Source organism: Naasia lichenicola, from assembly GCF_004801885.1.
GTDB lineage: Bacteria > Actinomycetota > Actinomycetes > Actinomycetales > Microbacteriaceae > Naasia > Naasia lichenicola.
Genome location: NZ_SSSM01000004.1, coordinates 266,176 through 291,121 on the forward strand (window position 1 = coordinate 266,176; position 24,946 = coordinate 291,121).

22 protein-coding genes are annotated in these 24,946 nt (G+C 69.5%); 9 read left to right on the forward strand and 13 right to left on the reverse strand.

The window, feature by feature from the left end; translation table 11 throughout:
- Nucleotides 1-51: 51 nt before the first annotated feature.
- Both E6C64_RS09405 and E6C64_RS09410 read right to left on the reverse strand, forming a co-directional pair.
- Nucleotides 52-1,557 (reverse strand): glycosyltransferase family 39 protein, encoded by a 1,506-nt coding sequence (locus E6C64_RS09405; protein ID WP_136427254.1) that lies wholly within the window; start codon nucleotides 1,555-1,557, stop codon nucleotides 52-54.
- Entirely contained in the window at nucleotides 1,554-2,390 is an 837-nt protein-coding gene (locus E6C64_RS09410; protein ID WP_136427255.1) for a glycosyltransferase family 2 protein, read from the reverse strand. The genes E6C64_RS09405 and E6C64_RS09410 overlap by 4 nt, the downstream gene beginning before the upstream one ends.
- A 39-nt stretch (nucleotides 2,391-2,429) precedes the next feature.
- Here E6C64_RS09410 and E6C64_RS09415 point away from each other — a divergent pair, with 39 nt between their 5' ends.
- From E6C64_RS09415 to E6C64_RS09425, 3 genes are all read left to right on the forward strand, one after another.
- Nucleotides 2,430-2,876, forward strand: a complete 447-nt coding sequence (locus E6C64_RS09415; protein ID WP_136427256.1) for a GtrA family protein — start codon at nucleotides 2,430-2,432, stop codon at nucleotides 2,874-2,876.
- Nucleotides 2,869-4,878: a DUF6541 family protein gene (locus tag E6C64_RS09420; protein ID WP_136427257.1), complete on the forward strand. Its 2,010-nt coding sequence runs from the start codon at nucleotides 2,869-2,871 to the stop codon at nucleotides 4,876-4,878. Before E6C64_RS09415 ends, E6C64_RS09420 begins: the two co-directional genes overlap by 8 nt.
- Before the next feature lie 75 nt (nucleotides 4,879-4,953).
- A complete protein-coding gene (locus E6C64_RS09425) occupies nucleotides 4,954-6,090 on the forward strand; it encodes a glycosyltransferase (RefSeq protein ID WP_136427258.1) in 1,137 nt (378 codons plus the stop codon).
- 20 nt (nucleotides 6,091-6,110) lie between these two features.
- Here E6C64_RS09425 and E6C64_RS09430 read toward each other — a convergent pair whose 3' ends face one another.
- The 3 genes from E6C64_RS09430 to E6C64_RS09440 form a co-directional block, all read right to left on the reverse strand.
- The gene (locus tag E6C64_RS09430; protein WP_136427259.1) at nucleotides 6,111-6,848 is read right to left on the reverse strand and encodes a hypothetical protein; all 738 of its coding nucleotides are present in this window, start codon (nucleotides 6,846-6,848) and stop codon (nucleotides 6,111-6,113) included.
- Between the two features lie 174 nt (nucleotides 6,849-7,022).
- On the reverse strand, nucleotides 7,023-7,508 hold the full coding sequence (gene purE, locus E6C64_RS09435) for a 5-(carboxyamino)imidazole ribonucleotide mutase (RefSeq protein WP_233255575.1): 486 nt from the start codon (nucleotides 7,506-7,508) through the stop codon (nucleotides 7,023-7,025).
- A 232-nt stretch (nucleotides 7,509-7,740) separates the two neighbouring features.
- Entirely contained in the window at nucleotides 7,741-8,859 is a 1,119-nt protein-coding gene (locus tag E6C64_RS09440; protein WP_199241001.1) for a 5-(carboxyamino)imidazole ribonucleotide synthase, read from the reverse strand.
- A gap of 65 nt (nucleotides 8,860-8,924) precedes the next feature.
- Between E6C64_RS09440 and E6C64_RS09445 the strand changes: the two genes are divergently transcribed.
- A complete protein-coding gene (locus tag E6C64_RS09445) occupies nucleotides 8,925-9,476 on the forward strand; it encodes a GtrA family protein (protein WP_233255542.1) in 552 nt (183 codons plus the stop codon).
- A 103-nt stretch (nucleotides 9,477-9,579) separates the two neighbouring features.
- On the opposite strand, the gene E6C64_RS09450 is transcribed toward E6C64_RS09445, so the two are convergent.
- The 3 genes from E6C64_RS09450 to E6C64_RS09460 form a co-directional block, all read right to left on the reverse strand.
- Nucleotides 9,580-10,815, reverse strand: a complete 1,236-nt coding sequence (locus E6C64_RS09450) for an acyltransferase family protein (protein ID WP_158437820.1) — start codon at nucleotides 10,813-10,815, stop codon at nucleotides 9,580-9,582.
- 202 nt (nucleotides 10,816-11,017) lie between these two features.
- Nucleotides 11,018-11,530: a PH domain-containing protein gene (locus tag E6C64_RS09455; protein WP_158437822.1), complete on the reverse strand. Its 513-nt coding sequence runs from the start codon at nucleotides 11,528-11,530 to the stop codon at nucleotides 11,018-11,020.
- A 126-nt stretch (nucleotides 11,531-11,656) separates the two neighbouring features.
- Complete coding sequence (locus E6C64_RS09460; protein ID WP_136427263.1) at nucleotides 11,657-12,433, reverse strand: biotin--[acetyl-CoA-carboxylase] ligase; 777 nt, start codon at nucleotides 12,431-12,433, stop codon at nucleotides 11,657-11,659.
- A gap of 105 nt (nucleotides 12,434-12,538) precedes the next feature.
- On the opposite strand from E6C64_RS09460, the gene E6C64_RS09465 reads away from it, so the two are divergent.
- The 3 genes from E6C64_RS09465 (at nucleotide 12,539) to E6C64_RS09475 (ending at nucleotide 15,328) form a co-directional block, all read left to right on the forward strand.
- Nucleotides 12,539-13,324 carry a polyprenol monophosphomannose synthase gene (locus tag E6C64_RS09465; RefSeq protein WP_233255543.1) on the forward strand — a complete coding sequence of 262 codons (786 nt, stop codon included), beginning with the start codon at nucleotides 12,539-12,541 and terminating at the stop codon, nucleotides 13,322-13,324.
- 187 nt (nucleotides 13,325-13,511) lie between these two features.
- Complete coding sequence (locus tag E6C64_RS09470; RefSeq protein ID WP_136427523.1) at nucleotides 13,512-15,083, forward strand: acyl-CoA carboxylase subunit beta; 1,572 nt, start codon at nucleotides 13,512-13,514, stop codon at nucleotides 15,081-15,083.
- A complete protein-coding gene (locus E6C64_RS09475) occupies nucleotides 15,080-15,328 on the forward strand; it encodes an acyl-CoA carboxylase subunit epsilon (protein ID WP_199241002.1) in 249 nt (82 codons plus the stop codon). The genes E6C64_RS09470 and E6C64_RS09475 overlap by 4 nt, the downstream gene beginning before the upstream one ends.
- A 388-nt stretch (nucleotides 15,329-15,716) precedes the next feature.
- Here E6C64_RS09475 and E6C64_RS09480 read toward each other — a convergent pair whose 3' ends face one another.
- The 4 genes from E6C64_RS09480 to E6C64_RS09495 all read right to left on the reverse strand — a co-directional run bounded on the left by E6C64_RS09480 (nucleotide 15,717) and on the right by E6C64_RS09495 (nucleotide 20,727).
- Entirely contained in the window at nucleotides 15,717-16,811 is a 1,095-nt protein-coding gene (locus E6C64_RS09480) for a DUF8320 family protein (RefSeq protein WP_233255544.1), read from the reverse strand.
- Nucleotide 16,812: 1 nt separating this feature from the next.
- On the reverse strand, nucleotides 16,813-18,159 hold the full coding sequence (locus E6C64_RS09485) for a sensor histidine kinase (RefSeq protein WP_136427265.1): 1,347 nt from the start codon (nucleotides 18,157-18,159) through the stop codon (nucleotides 16,813-16,815).
- Nucleotides 18,149-18,862 (reverse strand): response regulator transcription factor, encoded by a 714-nt coding sequence (locus tag E6C64_RS09490; RefSeq protein ID WP_136427526.1) that lies wholly within the window; start codon nucleotides 18,860-18,862, stop codon nucleotides 18,149-18,151. Before E6C64_RS09490 ends, E6C64_RS09485 begins: the two co-directional genes overlap by 11 nt.
- 308 nt (nucleotides 18,863-19,170) lie before the next feature.
- Nucleotides 19,171-20,727, reverse strand: a complete 1,557-nt coding sequence (locus E6C64_RS09495) for a class I SAM-dependent RNA methyltransferase (protein ID WP_136427266.1) — start codon at nucleotides 20,725-20,727, stop codon at nucleotides 19,171-19,173.
- Between the two features lie 56 nt (nucleotides 20,728-20,783).
- Here E6C64_RS09495 and E6C64_RS09500 point away from each other — a divergent pair, with 56 nt between their 5' ends.
- Both E6C64_RS09500 and E6C64_RS09505 read left to right on the forward strand, forming a co-directional pair.
- The gene (locus E6C64_RS09500; RefSeq protein WP_136427267.1) at nucleotides 20,784-21,431 is read left to right on the forward strand and encodes a Maf family protein; all 648 of its coding nucleotides are present in this window, start codon (nucleotides 20,784-20,786) and stop codon (nucleotides 21,429-21,431) included.
- 95 nt (nucleotides 21,432-21,526) lie between these two features.
- Entirely contained in the window at nucleotides 21,527-23,344 is a 1,818-nt protein-coding gene (locus E6C64_RS09505) for an acetyl/propionyl/methylcrotonyl-CoA carboxylase subunit alpha (RefSeq protein ID WP_136427268.1), read from the forward strand.
- Between the two features lie 85 nt (nucleotides 23,345-23,429).
- Here the strand turns inward: E6C64_RS09505 and E6C64_RS09510 are convergent, their stop codons facing one another.
- Nucleotides 23,430-24,866 (reverse strand): NAD(P)H-quinone dehydrogenase, encoded by a 1,437-nt coding sequence (locus E6C64_RS09510; RefSeq protein WP_136427269.1) that lies wholly within the window; start codon nucleotides 24,864-24,866, stop codon nucleotides 23,430-23,432.
- Nucleotides 24,867-24,946: the final 80 nt, after the last annotated feature.

Below are 24,946 nucleotides of genomic sequence, written 5' to 3' on the forward strand. Positions count from 1 at the left end.
CCAGCGACCCCCGAACGGGTGGCGTGTCTGCACCCTGCAGCGAGTGGTCGATCAGTTCGAAGCGCTGCAGTACACGTAGCCGTCGGCGAGCATCGCGGAGCCCGCGCCGCACGCTCGGTCGGCTCCCGCTCGCGCGAGCTCTTCCCGATCCAGATCGCGCCACACCGGCAGCAGCCAGATCCCGGAGGTGTCTTCGTCATCCCCCGCAAGAACAGGCGGTCTGTCTGCGAGAAGCGCGATGGGAACCATGGGCCCCCAGTCACCGCGAATGCGGTCCCCCGGCAGACCGTCGACGAGCGCGGCAGCTGTGCGCTGGTCGGCGAGCGTCTCCCCCACGGGGTGATAGGCGAAAGCCACCCGGGCGCCGATGGACCAGCCGAGCGCGACCAGCGCCAGCGTGCCCGCCAGGATGACGAGGGATGGGGGGCGGTTCGTCCGGATGGCGGGACCACGGGAGCCGACGGCGCGCAGTGCGCCCACGCCGAGCCCGGCGACGAGTGCGCCGACCGCGAGCACTCCCGGCGAAGGGTGTCGGATCCATACGGGTTGGTGGATGGAGACGAGCCACCAGCCGACCCATGAGCCGAAGAGGAGCGCGGCGAGCAGCCAGCCGGTCGCGCTGGTTCCGGCACCCGTGCGCAGGTCGAGAAGTGAGAGCACCACGAGGCCGACCACGAGGAGAAGGACCACGACGATGGGCAGGCCCCATGCGGCCAACAGGGTCCGCACCTTGTCGAGGGGAGGCGAATCGAAGCCGGACTGCCCGCCGCTTCGGAGGAAGTAGTAGCTGTCGCGCGTCGAGGTCACATACGCGGATCGGCCGAGGGCGATGAGCTTGGCGCTCTCGAAGAGAGTGGTGGGGATGATCGTCGTTCCGATGAAGCCGCCCGCCGCGAGAAGGCGACGGCGCAGCTGCGGCCCCATGGTGATCACCAGCACCACCAGAAGGGCGGGGACGGACAGCACCGCCAGGTTCTTGCATTGGATCGCGATTCCCACGAAGAGCCCGGCGAGCCAGGGACGCGATCTGAGGAAGCGGATCGCGAGGAGTGTGAAGGCGGCTGCGGGCATCTCGCCGAGCACGTCGGTGAGACCCTGAACCGGCGAGTCGGTGATCCCGCCGTTGAAGGCGAGCACCACGCCCACAGCCGCTGCCCCTCCCCACCGTCCTCCATGCTGGCGTCCGACAGCGAACGCGGCCACGGCGAGGAGGACGGCGAATGCCGCCATCACCCCGCGCCCGGCAAGGACCGGGTCGACCCCCAGCAGGAGAGGCACGGCGATGGGCAGGAGGACGACGGGTCCGGTGGAGATGCGGAAGTCGAAGGAGGTGGGCACGCTGCCGATCAGGACTCCGAAGCTCGAGTAGCCGTCGCCCCGCGCCACGCTGAGGGGCACCGACAGGTTGTACGCCTCGTCCTCCCACAGCCGGGTGATCGCGAACCCGGGGACCAGAAGCGCGACGAAGGACGCGATCAGGACGCAGATGCAGACCAGATACGCGATGGAGCCGAAACTCGACGGCAGGCCTCTCGTCGTCGACTTGAGGCCGCTCACGTCGTGCGTCGTCTCGTCCCGTGCTCTCCCGATCCACTGAGCGCAGGGCGCAGTCGCAGCACCCGGAGCCGCAGCACCTCGAGCGCCGCATCGCGGGAGAAGCGTAGGAGCCGCCCGGATGGCAGTGCTGGTCGGCGCTCCCCCGATCCGTTCCACATGGTTCCGAGCACGGAGGCGCCTCGCCTGGGGATGCTCTGCACCCTCACGTAGTGCACCCGCAGATCCTGGGCACGCTCGAGGAGCGAGAAGTGGATGTGGGGAACGAGCGATGACTCGGGGATGAGGGAGATGAGCCGCTCGATCGCCGGACGCCGGTACACCCGCAGCGGGGTGTTCACGTCCGGGATCCGATGGCCGGCGAGCAGGGCCGCCACGAAGGAGGTGACGGCGGTGATCACCCGCCGGAACCAGGGATCGGTGCGAGAGGTACGGACACCGTGCACGACGTCCGCCCCGTGCAACGCGGCGAGCGCGCGCCGGAAGTCGGAGCCGATGAACTGCCCGTCGCCGTCGACGTGGATGATCACGTCGACGTCCAGCAGCAGGCCCTCGCGATACGCGTTCAGGGCAGTCGGACCGTGGCCGCGGTTGCTCGGGCTGCGGACGGAGACCACCTCCGCTCCGACGATCCGCAGCTCTTCCAGAACGGCGGCGGTCGAATCGGTCGAGAGGTCGTCCACCACGACGAAGTGCAACGAGGAGACGACCGGGCGAAGCGATTCGGCGATCTCGGCGAGGAAGACGGGGAGCGACTCGGCCTCGTTGTAGGCGGGCATCACGACCGCGACTGGCATCCCCGGCCCGTCGGTGCGCCCCCTGGCCGGCTCCGTCACGAGGTGTAGCGTAGCCGAGCCGGACACGGAGGACGACCGATGAAGAGACTGCTGCGATCAGGACTCAAGTTCCTGCTCGTGGGCGGGCTCAGCACCGCGATCGAGCTCGCGGCGTTCAATCTGTTCGTGCTCGTCTGGCGGTGGGATCCGGTGTCGGCGAAGGTCGTCTCCTCGCTGATCGCTCTGGTGAACGCCTACGTCGGGAATCGGGAGTGGGCCTTCCGGCACCGTCGTGGGCGTTCGCGCTGGATCGAGCTCTTGGCCTTCGTCGCCGTGAACGTCGCGTGCACCGCCCTCGGTGCCGGCCTCATCTCGGCCGGCATCTGGCTGATGGGTCCTCCCGAACCGCTGGCACTCAATCTCATCAATCTCGCCAGCATCGCCGTCGTGGTGGTCGTGCGCTTCGTGCTCTATCACTTCATCGTGTTCCGCGCCTCCGCCGAGGCTCCCCTCCAGTCGTCGATCGCACCGTCGCTGAGTGTCTGAAGTCAGCCTGATCGCCGCAGTCGCGGTGGCCGTCACGCTCGCCCTCCTGCCCGGCGCGGGGATCGGACTGCTGCTGCGACTGCGCGGCATCCTGCTGCTGGCCGTCGCGGGTCCCATCTCGATTGCCCTCATCGCGGTGACCGCGGTGGTCGCATCCTGGCTCGGCATCCCCTTCGGCGGATGGACGGTCGCCGTGGCGGTCGTGCTGGGATGGGCGGCCGCCGCTCTCGTCGGACGCCGGGTCCGGCCGCGAGAGCGCGAGCCTCACGAGTCATGGTCGGTGGGCACGGTCGTCACCGGCCTGGCGGCCGCGGCCGCCACTGCTGCCGTCGCCGTCATCGCCTTCTCCGGCGATCTCGCCAGCCTTCCCAGCCAGACCTACGACGGCGTCTTCCACCTGAACGCGGTCTCGTACATCCTCGACAGCGGCAACGGCTCGTCCTTCGACCTCTATCGGATGACCCATCCGGGTCCGGGTTCCGTCGAGTTCTATCCGGCCGCCTGGCACGATCTCGTCGCCCTCGTCGTGCTCCTCAGCGGAGCATCGATTCCCGTGGCGACCGCCGCAGCCTGGATCGCCACCTCCGGGGCCGTCTTCGCGCTGGGCAGCGCCCTCTTCGCCGCGGAGGCGTGCCGCTCGCTCCCGCGCCCAGACCTGGCGGCGCCCATCGCCGCCGTTGCGGCGTCCTTCGGGGCGGCGGCCCCGTTCGTCCTGCTCTCGTGGGGCGTGCTGTACCCGACCGCGCTCGCCTACTCGCTCATCCCCGCCGGGCTCGGTCTTATCCTCCGCCTCGTCCGAGTGCGTGGACATCGCGCAGGCACGGTCGCGCTGCTCATCGTCTGGCTCGCGGCCACGGGGCTCGCCCATCCGCGGTCGCTGCCCAGCGTGATGCTCATCGTCCTGCCCCTTGCCGCTGCCGGCGTCGGCGGCGCGATACGACGCGGCTGGGTCGACGCATCGACACGACGCCGCACCGTCGGGTGGACCCTCGCGGGGGTCATCGCTCTCGTTGCGGCCGTCGGCGCGTTCTCCATCGCCGTTCTCGTCTACTTCGATGCCGCGTCCAGGCCCATCTCGGATCGACTCAACGGCGGCCCCGCCACTGCGCACCAGGGCTTCGGCGAGTCGCTGCTCCAGGCGCTGCTCGTCGCTCCTCCGTCGGGACCGGGCGAGTCGACTCTCGCCCCCACGCCCCTCTTCGCCGCCGTGCTCGTGATCGGGTTGGCCGTCTGCTGCCTGCATCGCTCGACACGGTGGCTCGTCGGCGCGTTCGCGCTGACAGCTCTGCTCTATGCGTTGAGCGCCGGCAGCAACGGCGACTTCGCCAAGATCGCGACGGGCATCTGGTACAAGGACAAGTTCCGGCTCTTCGCCATCCTCGGCACGCTCAGCCCTGTGCTCGTCGCGGCCGGCGCCGCCATGCTGGCCGACCGAGTGAGCCGGATCCGCGGCCTGGAACCGTGGGGAACGCGCCGGTTCCTGATCGTCGCGGTGGCGATCAGTGCGGTGCTGGCCGGCACGAGCTGGTGGGGCCCGACCCTGACCGGCATGCACCGAGCGATCGCCGACACCGTGACCGTGACCGATGCGAAGGACGGACGGCTCCTCGACAGCGACGAACTCGCTCTCATCCGCCGGCTGCCCGAGCTCATCCCCGATGCAGACGAGGCCGTCGTCGGCAACCCCTGGAACGGCTCGGTGCTGGTCTGGGCCGAGGGTGCACGCCGAGCGGTCTTCCCCCACCTGATCGGAGACTGGGACCCGGATCGCCTCATCGTCCTGGAGAAGCTGGACCAGGCGGGATCCGATCCCGAAGTGTGCGCGGCCCTCGATCGTCTCGACGCGCACTACCTCTTCGCCTCGGAGGGCCTGCTCTGGAACGGCGATCCGCAGGCTCAGGCCTTCTCGGTCGTCGACCGGGCGCCCGAGGCGCCCGGATTCACCGAGATCGCACGCTCGGGCGGCAGCGCCCTGTTCCGCATCACCGCGTGCGACGGCTGACCGTCGTCCTCGCGAGACATAGCAGGAACTGCTTCCGGTTCCTTTCAGGGCCGCGCGGATAGGCTCACCCGTGGAATGGTGACCCTTCGCGTGATCGTGGATGACGACGCCGATCGCCCCGCGCATCGGCCTGCCAGCTATGCCCGTGACCTGATCCGCGAACTGATCGCGACGGCGCCGCGGGGCGCCGACGTCGAAGGCCTCGTGCCGTCCACCGATGCCGAGGACATCGCGGAAGTAGACGCCGCCCTGCCCGGCCTGGTTCGCGTGAGTGCCCTTCCTCTCGCACGGAGAGAGCTGGTCCGTGCATGGCAGAGCAGCCGTGCGACGAGCTCGATGGACGGCATGATCCATGCTCCAGGGCTTCTCGCTCCTCTGCGCAAGCACGACCGTCGCCTGACAGTGGGCACGCAGACGGTCGTGACGATCCACGATGCGATGCCGTGGCTCTTGCCCAGGTTCGGTGGCGACCATGCATCGTGGCTCCGGCAGATGGCCAAGCGTGCGATAAAGCACGCCGACGCCATCGTCGTGCCAACCCATGCGGTGGCCGCCGAGCTCGCGGGGCTCTTGCCGTTCGGCGAGCGACTGCGTGTCATCGGGACCGCAGCGCGGTCAGCACTTCGGTTGCCCGGCGATGTCGACGCTGTCGCAGAGTCGCTCGGGCTGCCGTCGGAGTATCTGCTCACGAGCGCGTCGATGGATCCGCTCGACGGTCTGGTTCCTCTGCTCAGCGCGCTCGCGTCGCCCGAGGCACCACAGATGCCCCTTGTGCTCGTCGGCATCCGCGCTCCCCAGGCGGGAGCCTATGAGCAGGCGCTGGCTCAGGCGGGCTTGCCTGCTCAGCGCGCGATCCGCCTGATCGAGCCGTCGATGTCCGAACTCGCTGTCGCCATCAGTCGCGCCGTAGCTGTCGTGATACCCGATCATTACGCGGCCACCGGGCAGCGTGCCATCGAAGCGCTGGCCCTCGGGGTGCCGGTCATCCACTCCGACTCAGCCGCTCTGATGGAGGTCGTCGATGGGGCGGGTGTCGTGGTGGAGCGCGAGCCGTCCGCGGGCTATCCCGAGCGCCTCGCCGGCGCGATGGCCACCACGCTGGCTGACACGGCGGGCATGGAGCGATTGCGCGTGATGAGCATCGATCGCGCGCGGGCATTCAGCTGGCGCGACACGGCCGAGAAGGTGTGGAGTCTGCACGCCGACCTCTGACCGAGAGTCGCGCCGATGGGCTACCAGCGGCGTCCGACGACGGCGCGCACGATGACGCCGATCACGAAGAGCACGGTCATCGCCAAGGCGATCGCCAGCACCGTGGCAAGCAGAGCGTTCGACGGCGGGCTCACTGGCGCCGCGCTGCTCGCGGCATCTCCCTCACCGGCTGAGGATGCGTCCGCCTCCACTCCGGTCGGCCGGGGACCGGGCACAGTGGACGCGGTGGGCGACGGAGCAGATGCCTGGGTGCGGGGAATGGGCGAAGTCGACGAGACTGCGGACGGGGACGCCTGCGAGGCGGTCCCTCCGGTCGAAGCGGTTGACACCTCGGCGAGGTCCGAATGCGTCGCTTCGGCCGTCGAGGTCGTTGCAGGGGCTACGGGCGTGGCCCCTACCGGCGCCTCCGCCTGTAGCGGCGCCGGAGCGGCGGGCGCCTGAACGATCGGCGCTGGCTGCGCAGGAGCCGGGTCCGCAGGAGCCGGCAGCGCAGGAGCCGGCGGAGCAGGAGCCGGCGGAGCTGGAATCGGTGCTGCGGGCGCCGGTGCAGGCGCAGGCGCCTGCACGACGGGCGCGGGTGTGAGCACGCGGCCGATCAGCCCTTCCACGTCACCGGACAGCGAGTCGTGGAAGATGCCGCTGACCAGGTCGCCGAGCCCACCGCCGCTCGAGTCGTGATGTCCGAACCCGGTCGCGAACACGGGCGCGGCGACGGCCGGGCCGACGAGCGCGCCGAGGACGATTCCGGCAGTCGCCACGAGGCGCAGACGGCGACCGGATGCGGAAGGCGCCTCGCGCGGGCGCGGCGAAGAGAGGGGTGGTCGGGGCAACCGGGGCTCGTCTCGGGTAGTTGAGCGGGGGTGCGAGAAACCTATCAGCCGCCCGCGAGTCGCGAGAGCGCCGGGATCACTCCGCGTTGCCCGGCATTCCGACTATTTAGAGGCCTTCGCCGCGATCGACTCGTGCAGGGCGTCGTTCTTCTTCTCGACCTGCTCCGCCAGGTCCTCGGCGAAGGCGGCGAGCTTGGCGTCGAGCGCGTCATCCGATGTGGCGAGGATCTTCACCGCGAGCAGACCGGCGTTGCGCGCTCCGCCGATCGAGACTGTCGCGACGGGAACACCGGCGGGCATCTGAACGATCGACAGCAGGGAGTCGAGCCCGTCGAGTCTGCTCAGCGGGACGGGCACCCCGACGACGGGGAGGGTAGTGACGCTGGCGAGCATGCCCGGCAGGTGCGCGGCTCCGCCGGCTCCCGCGATGATGACGCGGATGCCGCGTTCGCGGGCGATCTTGCCGTAGGCGAGCATCCGCTCGGGTGTCCGGTGCGCGCTCAGCACCTCGACCTCGAACGGCACATCGAATTCGGCGAGCGCGTCGGCAGCCGCCTCCATCACCGACCAGTCGGAGTCGGAGCCCATGACCACTCCGACGATCGGATCCGCGGTCTCGTCCGTCCTCCCGGGTGTCGCTGCGGGAGAGGGATTCGTCGGGGTGGGCGTGCCCTGCACGGTGAAGCCGATGATGCGTTCCGCCATGCTCGCAATCGTATGGCGTGCTGCTCCGCCGACTGCATCGACCGAACTGCCCAGTTCTGCCGCCTGGAACGTGCGCCAGGCGGCAGAACTGGGCAGCTCAGGTCGCTCGCTGCGCTCAGTCGAAGGCGGCAGCTGCGGCGCGCGCCTGGTAGACGACCTCGTCGAGGTCGTCCCCTCCGACGGTGACGTGGCCGACCTTGCGGCCCGGACGTGGATCCTTGCCGTAGTTGTGCACCTTGGCGGTCGGCTGATCGGCGAGCACACGTGGGTAGCGGTCGGCGAGCGTCCCCGTGGCGGGGCCGCCGAGGATGTTCACCATGACGCTCCAGGTGTCGCGGCATCCCGTCGCGCCGAGCGGCAGATCCAGGACGGCTCGAAGGTGCTGCTCGAACTGGCTGGTCGTCGACCCGTCGATGGTCCAGTGACCCGAGTTGTGCGGGCGCATGGCGAGCTCGTTGACGAGGACTCGGTCATCGGTCGTCTCGAACAGCTCGACGGCGAGCACACCGGTCACGTCGAGACCCTCGGCGACCCGGTAGGCGATGTCGCTGGCGGTATCGCTCAGCGAGCCCGCCGACCTCGGCGCGGGAGCGAGGACCTCGGCGCAGACGCCGCCGCGCTGCACGGTCTCGACGAGCGGCCAGGCGGCGATCTCTCCCGACGGCCGACGGGCGACGAGCTGGGCGAGCTCACGACGGAACTCCACCAGCTCCTCGACCAGGAGGTCTCCCCCGGCGGCGTCGAACCAGTCCGCGACCTCGCTCGCGCTGCTGACCACGCGGACGCCCTTGCCGTCGTACCCGCCGCGCGGAGTCTTCACCACTGCGCGACCGTCATGGTCGGCGAGGAACTCGGCGAGCTCACCGGCATCCGACACCCGCGCCCAGTCGGGCACCGGGAGACCGAGCTGGCCCAGGCGCTCGCGCATCAGCAGCTTGTCCTGCGCGTACAGGAGGGCGTGCGGGCCGGGCCGGACCTGCACACCGCGAGCTACGAGTTCTCGAAGAATCGGCTGAGGAACGTGCTCGTGATCGAAGGTGATCACGTCGACGCCTTCCGCGAAGGCGAGCACGGTGGCGGAGTCCCGGTAGTCCCCTACTTCGCTGACGGCGAGCCGCGCCGACGATTCCGGCGTCTCTCCGAGAACCTTGATCTCGATGCCCAGCTCGATCGCCGCGGGGATCATCATCCGGGCCAGCTGGCCGCCGCCGACCACTCCGACGCTCAGACTCACGTAACCCCCACTGCTTAGACTGCCGACTTCCGCAGACCATCTTCGCCCATCGACTGGACTCCCGCATGACCGCATCCGCACGGAACGCCGCCTCGTCGGCGGCTGCGACCGCGAATGCCGGAGGCCAGCCGACGGCCGGATCGGCCGCCACTGCGGGGTTGCGTAGTCGGATCCCCGTGCGCCTCCAGGCGCTGATGGCTCAGCTGACGAAGTTCGCGCTCGTCGGCGGCGTCGGCTTCGCGCTGGACTTCGGCATCTTCAACCTGCTGCGGGCGACCGTCCTCTCCCCCGAGAGTGTGCATGAGGGTCCGCTGATCGCGAAGCTGATCTCCACCGCGGTGGCGATCGTCGCGAACTGGCTCGGCAACCGGTATTGGACGTTCGGCCCGCACCGCCGCAGCAATGGCGCAGCGGAAGGGCTGGAGTTCTTCGCGGTCAGCCTGCTCGGCATGGGCATCGGCCTCGCCTGCCTGTGGGTCTCGCACTACCTGCTCGGCTTCACCTCGCTGTTAGCCGACAACATCTCCTCGAATGTGATCGGGCTCGTGCTCGGCTCGATCGTCCGGTTCGCGCTGTATCGGTACTGGGTGTTCCACCCGAAGCGCGCTGGTCGCTGACGATCGGAGCCTCCGGGGACCCGACGTTGTCGAGCAGCGTCGTCAATGCCTGCTGGCGGGCGGACCGGCTGCCCTCCAAGAGTCGGCGACAGCCGGGACCCCGTCAGACCCTCGTCGGCTCCACTGCTCGCTCGGCCGGTAGGACATGGCCGAGGTCCGCTCCCTTTGCGGCGGACAGCGGGTGGGAGGCAGGCGTTCCCGACCTCACTGACTCTGCAGACCGTGGCGGGGACGTCACAGATCCAGGTGCATATCGGAGGCCCGCCTCGACCCTCCTCCGCAGAATGGGGCCGAGGGGCCTCTCGACGAGACGGTGAATGAGATAGGCGACCAAGAAGAGTCCCCCGAGCACGATGGCGAGGACGACCGTCTTCGGAAGGGCCGGGTAGAGCATCGAGATCGCCCACCAGCCGATGACCATGTGCAGCAGGTAGATCGGGTAGGTGAGAGAGCCCGCGAGGGTGAGCCATCTCCAGCTGATACTGGCCAGCCTCGTCTGACTGATCAGAGCGATGATGGCGATGAAGGCGGTGAAGAGGGCCGCGATGACCGTGGGGTTCGCCGGTATCGATGTCTGCTCCGTGATGCGCTGCACCACGTCGACATAGGCGATCCGGACCATGAGTGTCCAATTGAGCAGGAGCGCGAGCCCGGAGACCAAGGTCCAGCCCTCTCGGAAGATCAGGTAGAGGATCATGCCTGCCGCGAAGAACGGCGCGTAGCGCGGCATCAGCAGGTCATTGACGATCGGGAGTCCGAGCACGGTCAGCAGGCTGCCGACGACGGGCCAGGCGATCGCCAGCAGCAGCACACGCTGCCGGGTGATGCCCACCATGAGGAACACGCCGAGGATCACGTAGAACTTGAGTTCCGCCCAGAGGGACCAGTAGACGCCGTCGACGTGCGGGACGCCGAAGGCCTCCTGCATCATCGTCAGGTTGATCAGGACGCCGAAGGGCCTCACCGAATCCCAGGACCCCCCGATCCACAGACCACGGTTGAAGAACAGGACCGTGGCGGTCAGGATGACCGCCACCCAGTAGGCCGGATACAGACGACCGACCCGCGAGGCGACGAATTTGGGAAGGTCAGCCCCCCAGGCACTCATCAGCACCACGAAGCCGCTGATGAGAAAGAAGAAGTCGACGCCCATCAGGCCATAGGACGTCACAGTGCTCAGCGGCGCCCAGAGCACCTGGGGGGCATCGTTGCCCCAGGCGACGTTGACGCGAGAGGTGTAGTGAAACAGCACCACCGACAGCGCGGCTATGAGACGCATGGCATCCAGAAGGCGCAGACGTCCGTGTCCGGTCACCTGATTCGCGCGTACCTCGACCACTGAGCCCCCCTTTGTCCTGGATGACCCTAAGCGAGCACCCGCAGACGGGGGCCAGCGACACTCAAGCAAATCGAACCTCGACCCGAGCGGCCGTGGGCCACGCCACCGACCGTCCATCACGACGAGTCGCATCCAGAGCACCTTGCTCCTCAGCCAACGGACTTCTTCGACCCGAGGTAGCTGAGCCGCGGAGCGGGCTCAGCTACCTCGGGTCGAAGGGCCTGCGGGTGGCGTCGAGCTGCTGCTGGCGCGTGGTCGCGACGTGGGTGCTGTTCTCCATCAGATCCGCCAGCGTCGCCTGCACGAGAGCGGCCCGCGGCACGTCACGCAGCACGATGGGGCGGTCGGCGCCCGAATCGATCCGGATGTCGCCGCTGCCGACCACGAACTGCAGCGGTCCGCGGCGCAGCGTCACTGCGTAGCCGCGGGTGTGCATCAGCTCCTGACGCTCGCGGGTGAAGAAGCCGCTCTTCAGCACCACCCGACGCGTCGTGATCACGTAGACCCGGCTGAGCCAGAAGAGGTAGGGGAACAGCACGACGAACAGGGCGACGGTGGCCGCCACGAAGGCGAGCGCGATGTTCTCCCACTGCTCGGGGAGCCGGCCGTAGAGGTAGGCGGTGGTACCGGCGATCAGCACGAGGAGGACGGCCGGCAGGATCAGCCGCCGACCGGAGGTGTGCAGCCGGGCGATCACGGTCTCGGGCTGCTCCATGCGACCCGATCGGCCGCCGAGGTTCCCGGTCTGGCTCCCCTTCGGGGCGCCGGGCGCGCTCGATCGAGAGCCGCGTCGAGTGCCCCCGACCCCGGCGCTCGTCATGCCCCCGCCCGTGCCATGTGCCTACTTATACCGCAGGTGGGTCACGTCGCCCGCGGCGACAGCCAGGCGTTGCGCAGTCGTTGCATTCGTGACCAGCAGTCGACCCGTCTCGTCGATGTCGGCGGCCTCGCCGACGAGCTCCTCCCCGGACGGCAGGATGACCCGGACGGATCGTCCGAGGGTGCCGCACGCCACTCGGACCGCCGCGTGGACTCCGCCGCGCTCGGCATCGCCGCCCGCCGCGTCGAATGAGCCGAGCAGCGCGGACAGCTCGGTCAGGTAGGCGGCCAGCAAGGGGTCGATGGCCGTGTCCGCCCCCTGGATCAGCAGCGAGGTCGCGGTCGGGACGGGCAGCTCGCGCTCATCGAGCGTGAGGTTGACGCCGGAGCCGACGACGACCCCACTGGCGTCGGGCAGCAGCTCGGCGAGGATGCCGCTCACCTTCAAGCCGTCGATCAGGACGTCGTTCGGCCATTTGAGCTCGGCCCGCGCGCCGGCGGCAGTCACTGCGCGGGTCATCGCGACTCCGGCGATCAGGGGCAGCCACCCCCAGGTGTCGAGCGGACTCCGCGGCCGGAGGAGGACGGAGGCGGCCAGCGCCGAGCGGGGCGGCGTCGTCCACACCCGGCCGAGTCGCCCGCGGCCCGCGGTCTGCGTGTCCGTGGCGACGACGGAGAGACTCGGCAGCGGATCGTCGCCGGAGGCCCGCACGCGACCGAGCAGATCGTCATTGGTCGACGGCGACTCGTCGAGCCACCAGAGACGGGCGGCGATATCCGCCGAGAGCGGGAGCTGCATGAGTTCGACGCTAGTGCCCACCCGGTCCGAGTGTCATAGGAGACCCTCAACTGACACCCGTCCAGCTCCCAGTCTGCCGGCGCCTCGCCGTTTATGATTGCCGACGTGAACGCGCAGCAGACCCCGCCGTCGCGGGTGCTCGTCGTGATCCCGACCTACAACGAGCTGCAGAACCTGCCGATCGTGACGGGTGCGGTTCAGGCTCTCCCCGCAGTGAACGGCCGCAGCATCGACATCCTCGTGGTCGATGACGGCAGTCCCGACGGCACCGGCGAGCTGGCCGATCGGCTGGCGGCGGAGCACGGCGAGCTGCACGTCCTGCATCGGATCACGAAGGACGGCCTCGGTCGCGCCTATCTCGCGGGCTTCGCATGGGCCATCGCCCACGACTACGACGTGGTCGTCGAGATGGACGCCGACGGCTCCCACCCGCCGGAATCGCTCCCCGCACTCCTCGACGTGCTCGCTCGGCGCCCGGACGTCGGGCTGGTCATCGGATCGCGCTGGATCCCGGGCGGACGCCTCGTGGACTGGGGAGCGGCCCGGCAGTGGCTGAGCCGCGGCGGCAATCGCTACGCCCGCACCCTGCTGCAGCTGCCCGTGCACGACTGCACCGCCGGCTACCGCGCCTACCGGACATCCGTGCTGGCCGGCATCGACCTCGACGACGTGCACTCCCACGGCTACTGCTTCCAGATCGAGATGACTCTGCGGGTGCGCGACGCTCGCGTGCCCATGGTCGAGGTGCCGATCGTCTTCCGGGACCGGATCGCGGGCACCTCGAAGATGAGCAAGAGCATCGTGGCCGAAGCCATGCTGCGCGTCACCTACTGGGGGCTGCTGCGCGCCCTCCGCAGCGCGCGACACCAGTTCCAGCTCCGTCGCGCCTGAACCGCGCTCCGCTACGCCTTCGCCGGAACTGAGTACAGGTCTGGCATTTGTGCGATTCGTCAACAAGTCGGGCGGTTGGGCCGCCGGTAGGGTGAACCGCGTGACCCTGAAGGATCCAGCACAGACTGATCTCACGACATCCAGCGATCCATCGGGGGTCGAGGCACCCACGCCGACTGCGCCTGACATGCGCACCACGGCGGGCAAGCTGCAGGACCTCAACAACCGGTATCACGAGGCGGTCACCGCGAGCGGCCAGGCCGCGATCGCCAAGCAGCACGCCAAGGGCAAGAAGACCGCTCGGGAGCGGATCGACCAGCTCCTCGACCACGGCTCGTTCGTCGAGCTCGACGAGTTCGTCCGCCACCGCACGCACGCATTCGGGATGGACAGGAACCGTCCGTACGGCGATGCCGTCGTCACCGGCCTCGGCACCATCCACGGCCGTCAGGTGGCGGTCTACTCCCAGGACTTCACCATCTTCGGCGGATCGCTCGGCGAGGTCGCCGGCGAGAAGATCATCAAGGTCATGCAGCACGCCATCAAGACCGGCGTGCCGATCATCGGCATCCTCGATTCGGGTGGGGCGCGCATCCAGGAGGGCGTCGTCGCCCTCGGCAAGTACGGCGAGATCTTCCGCCAGAACACGGCGGCGTCCGGGGTCATCCCGCAGATCTCGATCGTGATGGGCCCGGCCGCGGGCGGCGCCGTCTACTCCCCCGCGCTCACCGACTTCGTGATCATGGTCGACAAGACCAGCCAGATGTTCGTGACCGGACCCGACGTGATCAAGACCGTGACCGGCGAGGACGTCGGCATGGAGGAGCTGGGCGGCGCGCTCACCCACAACACCCGCTCGGGCGTCGCGCACTACCTGGCCAGCGACGAGGACGACGCACTCGACTACGCGCGCTCGCTGCTCGCCTTCCTGCCCGACAACAACCTCTCGGACGCTCCTGTCTATGACGCCGAGCCCGAGCTGGAGATCACCGACGCCGACCGACGGCTGAACACGATCATCCCGGACAGCCCCAACCAGCCCTACGACGTGCACACCGTCATCGAGCACATCGTCGACGACGGCGAGTTCCTCGAGACCCAGCCGCTGTTCGCACCCAACATCGTCGTCGGCTTCGGCCGGATCGAAGGGCGCTCGGTGGGCATCGTCGCCAATCAGCCCAGCGCGATGGCGGGGACGCTCAACATCGAGGCCGGCGAGAAGGCCGCACGCTTCGTGCGGTTCTGCGACGCGTTCTCGATCCCGATCCTCACCCTGGTCGATGTGCCCGGCTACCTGCCGGGGACGGATCAGGAGTGGACCGGCGTCATCCGCCGTGGGGCGAAGCTGCTCTACGCGTATGCCGAGGCCACGGTCCCCCTCGTCACCGTGATCACCCGCAAGGCCTACGGCGGGGCCTACATCGTGATGGGCTCCAAGCAACTCGGCGCCGACCTCAACTACGCCTGGCCGACCGCGGAGATCGCCGTCATGGGCGGCCAGGGCGCGGTGAACATCCTCTACCGCGGCGAGATCCGCAAGGCCGAGGAGGCCGGCGAGGACGTCGCCGCCGTCCGCACCCGTCTGGCCAACGAGTACACCTACAACGTCGCCAGCCCGTTCCTCGCGGCGGAGCGCGGCGAGCTCGACGGCGTGATCGAGCCCGCGGCCACCCGCGTGGTCGTGCTCAAGGCGATGCGGGCGCTGCGCACCAAGCGCGCCAGCCTGCCGCCCAAGAAGCATGGGAACATCCCGCTGTGAGCCCCGACGAGCGATCAGGCGACGTGCGATCAGGCGACGAGCCGTCGGGCCGGGAGCCCGAGGAGACGCCGGTGGACGTGCGCGTCACCTCTGGCGTTCCCACCGACGAGGAGACGGCCGCGGTCATCGCGGTCCTCCAGGCGCTCCCTCGGATCACCGCGGTGAGCGCACCGGCGGCACCGAGCGGCTGGGAGCAGAACCGCCGATCCATCCGTCAGCCGCTGCACACCTCCACCTGGCACTGAGCCCTCCCTCGATCCGTTCGGGAGCACGCGCAGATCGCCTGAACGGCGCCGATCGCCCCGGTTAACGGAAAGGGGGCCGATCCACCCCTGGACCGGCCCCACTGATTGTTCCGAATCAGGATGACAACCCGAATATCATCCTGACTCGCCCCCAGATCATCCGCTCGCTTACCCTAGTCAGCGAATGCCCGGCGATGACTCTGTTACAGAGTCACCTGTTATGAGTAATACTCCCGGTTTCTCAATGTCCGTACTAGTCGGCATTTAGGGGGACATAGAGGGGACATTCTCAGCCTTATTGAGGCGTCTCATCAGGGAATCACCCCCGAACAGGTCGGTCTACCAGGGTACGCCCCACTGGTGCAAGAGCCGGAGCATGTCGCGGGCGTCAGAGCAGATCGCGCCGCGCGAGTTCCTCTTCGTCCTCATCGTCGTCGCCCCAGGCGCCGGCGAGAACCGGGACGGCATTCGCATCCCGAGGGATCTCCTTCCAGAGATCCACCTCGTCGTCGTGGTCGTCGGAGAGCAGGCTGGCGTTGCTGCCATCGGGTGCGCTCAAGGCGACGATGGTCACAGCGGCCGCCGAGCCCTGCGGCACGGTGCGGATGATGACGCGGTCGGTCTTCAGGCCAACGAGCGTGTTCGCCAGATCATCGAGCACGCGAGCGAGCTCGGCCTCGTCGAGATCGTCGACTCCCCCGTCATCGAGCAGCGACACCTGGGTGCCCGCCCGCCGGAGGATCATGATCTGGGCGCGCACCGCATCGTTGAGCAGTCGTCGTCCGCGGATCTCGTCGCGCAGCGCGCCTTCGAGATGGAAGCACTCCTCGCGGTCCTCCTCGCTGAGATTGCCGCCGCTGAGGGCGATCTTCTGCAGCATGGGAAGGGCGACGCGGCTGGTCTGCATGAGGCGGAACTGACGCTCGTAGAGGTGAGCCTCCTGACCGGCCTGCCATTCCGCCGCCTCGCGCTCGGCGAGGGCGAACTGGCGGGCGTCGCGAGCCGCCTTCGCGAGCGCGCGGGCGATCATGTGGGCGACGCCGACCCAGACGACGCTGCCGATGACGCCGATGCCGAGCAGGGCGAGCGGACCGGCCCAGACGATCGTCTGCAGCACGAGTGCGCCGACGCCGATCCAGGCGAAGGTGTACTGCCCGCGCACGGCGGTGATCGTCATCAGCGTGCCGATCGCAGCGACGTGCCAGGTGGCGTAGCCGTTCTGCGCCGCAGGATCCAGTCCGCTGGTGACGAGGAAGCAGAGGGTCAGCGAGACGCCGACGTTGAGGGCCGCCATCCACATGGGCATGGCGTTCGGGCTCTTCGGCCAGAGGCTGATGACCGTCGCGAGCGCGTAGATGGCGATCGCGACGATGAGGGGCGCCATCTTCTCGACCATCGACGTTCCCGACCAGGCGAGCACGACGTGGTACGCGGAGAAGATCGCGCCCAGCAGGAGCACGAAGTGCTTGGGGATGTGGACCATGTCACCACTCCCGACTGAGCTCGCGCGCGGGCGCGGCAGCCATCGAGGTGTCGAGGTCCGTGGTCTCGGGCGCCGGCCAGATGACGGAGATCACGGTGCCCTCCCCCGGTGCCGACTTCACGGTCGCGAGGCCGCCGACGTTCGACACGCGCTCGAGGATCGAGGTGCGCACGCCGAGGCGCTCGAGCGGGATGAGGTCCATGTCGAACCCGGTGCCGTTGTCCGTGACGGTGACCGACACTCCCCCGGGCTCGCCCTGCACGACGACGGTGCGGGTGATCGCGCCGCCCCCCTTGCCGGCGTGGTTGACGCTGTTGACCATGGCCTGAGTGGCCGCGGAGAGCAGGGCGTCCGCCGCATTCTGCGGGATCATCGAGGTGTCGATGCCGCGCGCGTGCATGTCGAAGGGCGCCTGCTGGTCGGCGACCGCGAGGCGCACCTTGTTGGCGAACATCCGCAGGTCGATGGGGTGGTCTGCGCCCGGGAAGCGCGACTGCGCCTCCACGAGATGGCGCATCGCGTTGCGCGCCATCTGTGCGGAGAGCACCTTGGTCTCGGGCGTCCGAGCCCGCGCGGCGGAGAGCAGCGAGATGAGCACGTTGTCGTGGACGAGGGCGTCGATGGCGACCCGCTCGGACTCCGTCGCGTTCTCCCGCACGGCGCCGGTGTAGCTGACGAGCGCGTCCGCTTGGGCGATGTCGACCTGAGCTGCCGCGTGACGCAGGGAGACGACGATCACCAGGATCCCGAAGCCGAGCAGCAGGCCGTAGAAGACGTCGAAGATGGCGAAGCGCCAGCCCAGGCCGCCGCCGGCGGGCGAGGCGCGGAGGAAGCCGATCAGGATGGAGACGACGACGATGTAGATGGCGGGAAGCCACCAGTTCTTCCGCACCGCGACGACCGCGCACGCGGTGGCGACGTTGCAGAGGTAGTAGACCCATGGGGCGTCGTCGCCGACCAGCGGGTGGGTGGAGAAGAGGATCCAGGAGATCACGACGGCGAGGTAGACGGCCGACACGAGCCCGAACAGCGGCGCCGTCCACTGGCGGAAGATCGAGGCGAGTCCTGCCAGCGCCAGCGATCCGTAGACGCTGATGACTCCGGTGAGCCCCCAGCTGTTGTCCATCAGGCCGAGCTGGCTGATCAGGGCGGGCAGGGTCTGCAGCCCGAAGAGCACGCTGAAGATGCTCACTGCGCGAGTGGAGACGACCTCGATCTGACTCGAGGTGATCGGATTGGCCACGGAGCGGAGCTCGGGTGTGGCCTTGGTGCGCTTCTCGGCAGCGCTGCTGTCGGAGGAGTCGTCCTCGACAGCGGAATCCTGAGCCTGGAGCGCTCTATCGCTCATCGGACGCGTCGGGGTCGAGACCGGGCAGGATGCCGTCCTCAACTGCGCGACGCAGCAGATCGACCTTGGTCGGCGCGGGGCGCCCCACTTCCACGTACTTCACGCGGATGCGGTCGAGGTACTCGCGCGCCGTGGACGGCGCGATGCCGAGCTGGCCGGCCACCATCTTGAGCGGCAGGCCGGATGCGTAGAGGTGCAGCACGTCGCGCTCGCGACGGCCGAGCTGAGCACGGGCAAAGTCGGCGTCGGCGTCGATCGCGCTCGCCCAGTCGAGGTTGTTGAGGACCTCGCCGCTGGCGACGGTCTTGATGGCGGCCATGACGGTCTGGGTGGCGGCCGACTTCGGGATGACTCCCGCCGCGCCTGCGGCGAGCGCCTCGCGGACGCTGGCGACGCGGTCGGCGATGGAGTGCACGAGCACTCCGGCGCCGGTGGCCTGGATCTTCTTGACGTTCTCGGTCACGCTGGAGCCGTCGCCGAGCGACAGGTCGAGCACGACGACATCGACCTCGCGGCCGTTCAGGGCGGCGATCAGAGCGTCGACCCCCGGCGCCTCTTCGATGAAGGTGAGTCCGGCGTCGGTGCAGGCGGCCTTCAGGCCGAGGCGGACGGACTCGTGGTCGTCGACCGCGGCGACGCGGTAGGCAGGAGTCGGACGGACCTCAGCGGCGGCATCTGTGACGCCTGCGGCCGTACTGACGATCTCGCCGGCAGCGGCGCTGTACGCGCCGAGGCTCGGCGCCGCAGCGGCAAGTGCCGGGCTGGTCAGATCTGGTCCGTCGATCAACTGAACCTCGTTCACGTTTCTCCCCCATTAGGCCTTCCCCAAGGCCGCGAGCCAATCGTACTTCGCGGACCCCCGGAATGTACCCCGGTGCTACGCCCCCACTTCACGGCGCGTAATGACTCTCAGCGTGCGGGGTTGGGCGCTCGAAACGGGGCTGCGACACACCTGCGCGGCGCTTCGTCCCCCGGTTGGGAGGCGCGAGCGACCGAGCGGGCCGGATCGGGTCACGCAGGGACGAGCGTGGCGACCGCTTCGACGTGGTGGGTGTTCGGGAACAGGTCGAACGCTCTGAGCCGGACCAGTTCGTACCCCTTGCGTCGGAATCCGCCGATATCGCGGGCCAGCGCGACCGGATCGCAGGCCACGTAGACGATCTGGGCGGGCCGCAGCTCGACGAGCTGGTCGACGACGGCGCCGCCCGCACCGGAGCGGGGAGGGTCGAGCACGACCGTTCCGCGCCGCAGTCGACTGCGCCGCGCGTTGTCGGCTGTGCGGAGGACGCCGGCGAGATAGCGGTCGACTCGGGCGGTGACGGCGGTGGCGCCGATCCAGTCCGCGAGGTTCTCCTGCGCGAACGCGGTGGCCGACTCATCCGACTCGACGGTCTCGATCTTGGTCGCGCTGCCGAACCGGTCCCCGACCGCCGCGGCGAGCAGGCCGACGCCGCCGTAGAGGTCGAGGTTCTGGGCGCCCGCGTCGAACAGCTGGTCGTCGATCGCCTCGCGCACGGCTGTGGTCAGGGTCTGCGCCGCGGAGCGATGCACCTGCCAGAAGCCGCTGCGGGCGAGGCGGAACTCCCGCCCGCCGACGCGCTCCACGATGACGCCGCTCGGATCGGATCGCCGTCCCGCCCTCAACGCCGCGACGGACGCCGATCCGAGGGAGGGCAGGACGAGGTCGATGCCGTCGATGTCGGGCTGCGCGCGGCCGAACGGCGCGACCTCGGCGAGCTCGGGCGCAGCGAGCGGGAGATCGGTCACCGGGATCACGCGGTGCGAACGAGCGGCGTAGGGGCCGATGGTCCCATCGTCGCCGACATGCAGCCGGACGCGGGTGCGCCAGCCGGTGCCGTCCTCGGCGCCCTCGATGGCACGGACCGTGGTGTCGATGTCCGGGCCGCCGCTGTCAGAGCCGCCGCTGTCAGAGCCGCTGCCGCCATCCCCGTCGACCGCCAGGCCCGCCATCCGCTGGAGGTTCTCGACGAGGACCTGCTCCTTGAGCAGTCGCTGGCGGTCGATCCGGATGTGGCCGAACTCGGCCCCGCCCGCGCGGTCATCCGGGTCTCGATCGATGCCGGCCACGGACCAGATGTGGTCCTGCCGGTCGGCGGATGCATCGAGCACACGGACGGCCTCTGCCCGCCAGAAGCGGTCGTGGGAGGCGTCGCTGATCCGGGCGACGACGCGCTCGCCGGGCAGCGCGTCGCTCACGAAGACGACCCGGCCCTCGGATCGGGCGACGAACACTCCGCCGTGGGCCACACCGGTGATCTCGACCTCGACCTCCCGGCCGATCTCGGGTGAGGGAGGCCCCGCCGGCGACTTGGGACGCGCTCCCCCACGCGGCGCATCTGCCGCGCTTCCGCCGGGCCGGCGTCCGGACGGCGCCTTGCCGCGCGGCTTCCCGCGCCCGTGCGACGATCGGCCCGAGCCTGCCGGCGATCCTCCCGACGAGCTGCCGGGTCCGCCGCCCGAGCCGCCGTTGGAGGCCCTGCCCGAGCCACCGCCGGATCCGTTGCCTGTCGAACCGGGGCCGTCAGCGGGTCTGGGAGCATGAGGCATCCCTCGAGCATGACACAGGGCCTCCGCGCTGCCGGAGGCCCAAGAGAGGAGCATCCGTGCCCCCATCCCCCCGCCTCTACCTGGCATCGACCTCCCCCGCCCGGCTCGCACTGCTGCGATCAGCCGGGGTCGAGCCGATCGTGCTGCCGTCGGAGGTCGACGAGCCGGCTGCGGTCGCCTTCGCCGAGGAGGCCGGCGAGCGCGCACTCGCGCCCGCAGAGCTCGTGCAGCTCCTCGCCACCGCCAAGGCCTACGCCGTGCTCGCCGCGCACCGCGATGAGATCGACGGCTTCATCCTCGGCGGCGACTCGGCCTTCGTGCTCGATGGAGTGATCTACGGCAAGCCGTACACCTCCGAGGTCGCGCGGCAGCGCTGGGAGCTGCAGCGGGGTCGCACGGGCGTGCTCTTCTCGGGCCACACGCTCATCGACGCCCGTGCCGGGGGAACGGGTCGAGTCGAGACCGCCGTCGCCCAGGCGTCGGTGAGCTTCGCCGCCGACATCACGGACGCCGAGATCGGCGCGTACATCGCGTCGGGCGAACCGCTCCAGGTGGCGGGAGCGTTCACGATCGACAGCCTCGGCGCACCGTTCATCAGCCGGATCGAGGGCGATCCATCCACCGTCGTCGGGCTGTCGCTGCCCACGCTGCGCAACCTCCTGGGCGCCTTCGGAGTTCCCTTCGCAGACCTCTGGAATCGCTGACTCCCCGACCACCTTGTAGGCACCCGGCGCAGTTCCGCCGGATCTTTGTGTCGAGTCGTCAAGGGGGCACCCGATCGCGTCAATAGGCTAGGGGGATGCCGAGCCCGACAGCGCAGCCGAGCGCGCCTCCGACCACCCGTGCCATCACGAAGGTCCTGATCGCGAATCGCGGCGAGATCGCCGTGCGCGTGATCCGCGCCGCGAAGGATGCGGGCATCGGCTCGGTGGCCGTCTACGCGGATCAGGACCGCGGCGCCCTTCACGTGCTGCTCGCCGACGAGGCGTACGCGCTCGGCGGCACGACCAGCGCCGAGACCTACCTCGTGATCGAGAAGATCCTCTCGGTCGCTCGCCGATCCGGCGCCGACGCCGTCCATCCGGGTTACGGATTCCTCGCCGAGAACGCCGACTTCGCGCGGGCCGTCCTCGACGCGGGCCTCGTCTGGATCGGCCCGCCGCCCGCGGCCATCGAGCAGCTGGGCGACAAGGTCAGCGCCCGACACGTCGCCGAGAAGGTCGGCGCCCCGCTCGCGCCGGGCACGCTGGAGCCCGTCTCCGGCGCCGACGAGGTGCTCGCATTCGTCGACATCCACGGCCTCCCCGTCGCGATCAAGGCGGCATACGGCGGCGGCGGCCGGGGCCTCAAGGTGGCCCGCGAGCGCGAGGAGGTCGCCGAGCTGTTCGAATCCGCCACCCGTGAGGCGATCGCAGCCTTCGGTCGAGGCGAGTGCTTCGTGGAGAAGTACCTCGACCAGCCGCGGCACGTCGAGACGCAGTGCCTCGCCGACGCGGAGGGCAACGTCGTCGTCGTCTCGACGCGCGACTGCTCGCTGCAGCGCCGGCATCAGAAGCTCGTCGAGGAGGCTCCCGCGCCGTTCCTCTCCGATGAGCAGAACGCGCAGCTGTACGCGGCATCGAAGGCCATCCTCAAGGAGGTCGGCTACGTCGGCGCCGGCACCTGCGAGTTCCTCGTCGCGAAGGACGGCACCATCTCGTTCCTCGAGGTGAACACCCGCCTGCAGGTCGAGCATCCGGTCACCGAGGAGGTCACCGGCATCGACCTCGTCCGCGAGCAGTTCCGGATCGCCGCCGGCGGCACGCTCGACTACTCCGACCCCGCACCGCGCGGTCACTCGATCGAGTTCCGGATCAACGGCGAGGACCCGGGCCGCAACTTCTTCCCCGCTCCCGGACCCGTGCACGTGTTCCGCGCACCGGGAGGCCCCGGTGTCCGCGTCGACACGGGCGTGCAGGCGGGTGACGTCGTCTCCGGCGCCTTCGACTCGCTGCTCGCCAAGCTCATCGTGACCGGCCGCGACCGCACCGACGCCCTCGAGCGCGCCCGCCGTGCCCTCGACGAGTTCGAGGTCGCCGGGCTGCCGACTGTGCTCCCCTTCCACCGCAAGATCGTCCGCGACGAGGCGTTCGCGCCGAGCGACGGATCAGCGTTCCGGATCTACACCCGCTGGATCGAGACGGAGTTCGCGAACGACATCCCGGCCTGGTCGGGTTCGATCGTCGCCGACGAGGACAGCCCGCCCGAGGTCCCCCGCCAGAGCGTGGTCGTCGAGGTCGACGGCAAGCGGCTCGAGGTCAGCCTGCCGGGCCGACTCGTCGCATCCGGAGCGGCCGCCACCCGGCCGTCCGCCCCGCGCCGCCGAGGCGCTGGCACCGCCGGCGTCTCCACCGCGACCGGCAACTCGGTCAAGGCGCCCATGCAGGCCACCATCATCAAGCTCGCCGTGACCGAGGGCGACAAGGTCGTCAAGGGCGATCTCGTCGCGGTCCTCGAGGCCATGAAGATGGAGCAGCCCCTCACCGCGCACCGCGACGGCGTGGTCGCCAACATCGGTGCAGCGGTCGGCGCCACCGTATCGTCGGGCACCGTCCTGCTGGACATCCTCGACGCCTAGATCCGCGTAACGCGGCAGTGCGGACGAAACGCGGTGGTACCCGACCGCGTTTTGTCCGCAGCAACGCGTTCTGCGGGAGGGCGGGTCAGTTGACGATGTGCATGGCGCGGGCGGCGTCGGTGATCGAGCCCGAGAGGCTCGGATAGACGCTGAACGCGCGGGCCATCTGGTCGACGGTGAGGCGGTGCTCCACGGCGAGCGCGATCGGCAGGATCAGCTCGGACGCGCGGGGCGAGACGATCACGCCGCCGATCACGGTGCCCGATCCGGTGCGGGCGAACAGCTTGACGAAGCCGTCGGTGATGCCCTGCATCTTGGCGCGCGGGTTGGATTCGAGGGGGAGCTTGTAGATCTCGCCCTGGGCGATGCCGTCCTCGATCTGCTTCTGGGTCCAGCCCACCGTCGCGATCTCCGGGTTGGTGAAGATGTTGCTCGCGACGTTGCGGATCTCGGTCGGGTTGACCGCATCCCCCATCGCGTGGAACACCGCGGTGCGGCCCTGCATCGAGGCGACCGAGGCGAGCGGGAGGAAGGTCGTGCAGTCGCCCGCGGCGTAGATGGCCGGCACGGAGGTGCGGGCGACCCGGTTGACCCGGATGTGTCCGGAGGCGTCGAGCTGCACACCGGCTTCCTCGAGGCCGATGCCCGCGGTGTTCGGAATGCTGCCGACCGCCATCAGGCAGTGGCTGCCCTCGACGATCCGTCCGTCGGAGAGGGTGGCGCGCACGCCGCCGTCGATGACCTCGACCTTGTCGGCGCGGCTCTTCGAGAGCACGGTCATGCCGTTGCGGGTGAAGACCTCCTCGATCACCGAGGCCGCGTCGGCGTCCTCGCCGGGGAGGACCTGGTCGCGGCTCGAGATCAGGGTGACCTTGCTGCCGAGCGCGGTGTAGGCCGACGCGAACTCCGCTCCGGTGACACCGGAGCCGACGACGATCAGGTGCTCCGGCACGTCGGCGAGGTTGTACAGCTGCGTCCAGGTCATGATCCGCTCGCCGTCGGGCATGGCCGAGGGCAGCACGCGCGGGCTGGACCCCGTGGAGATCACCATCGTGTCCACGTCGATCTCATCGAAGTCGCGGCCGCCCGCGCCCTTCGCGGTCGACGCCACGAGTCGGCTGGGGCCCTCGAGGCGCCCCTCGCCGGTCACGATCCGGACGCCGGCCTTCTTGAGGTTGGCCTTCATGTCCTCGGACTGCTGGCGGGCGAGACCCATCAGCCGCTTGTTGATGGCCGCGAGGTTGACCGCGATCTCGGGCCGGACCGCACGACCGGACTCGCCTCGGGTGAAGAACTGCACGCCCAGGTCGGAGGCGTCATCGATCGCGCTGCGCGCCTCGGCGGTCGCGATCAGGGTCTTGGAGGGCACGACGTCGGTCAGCACCGCGGACCCGCCGACGCCCGCGCGCTCGATCAGGGTCACCTCGGCCCCCAGCTGTGCTCCCGCGATCGCCGCCTCGTATCCACCCGGGCCGCCGCCCAGGACACCGATCCGCTGCTTCCGCTCGAACTCGTACGCCATGCGGCAATTGTCGCGCATCGGCACGACCTCGACGCGCGACGCCCCCGCGCGAGGGCGAGGATGCGTCCGCCTCCCGTCGC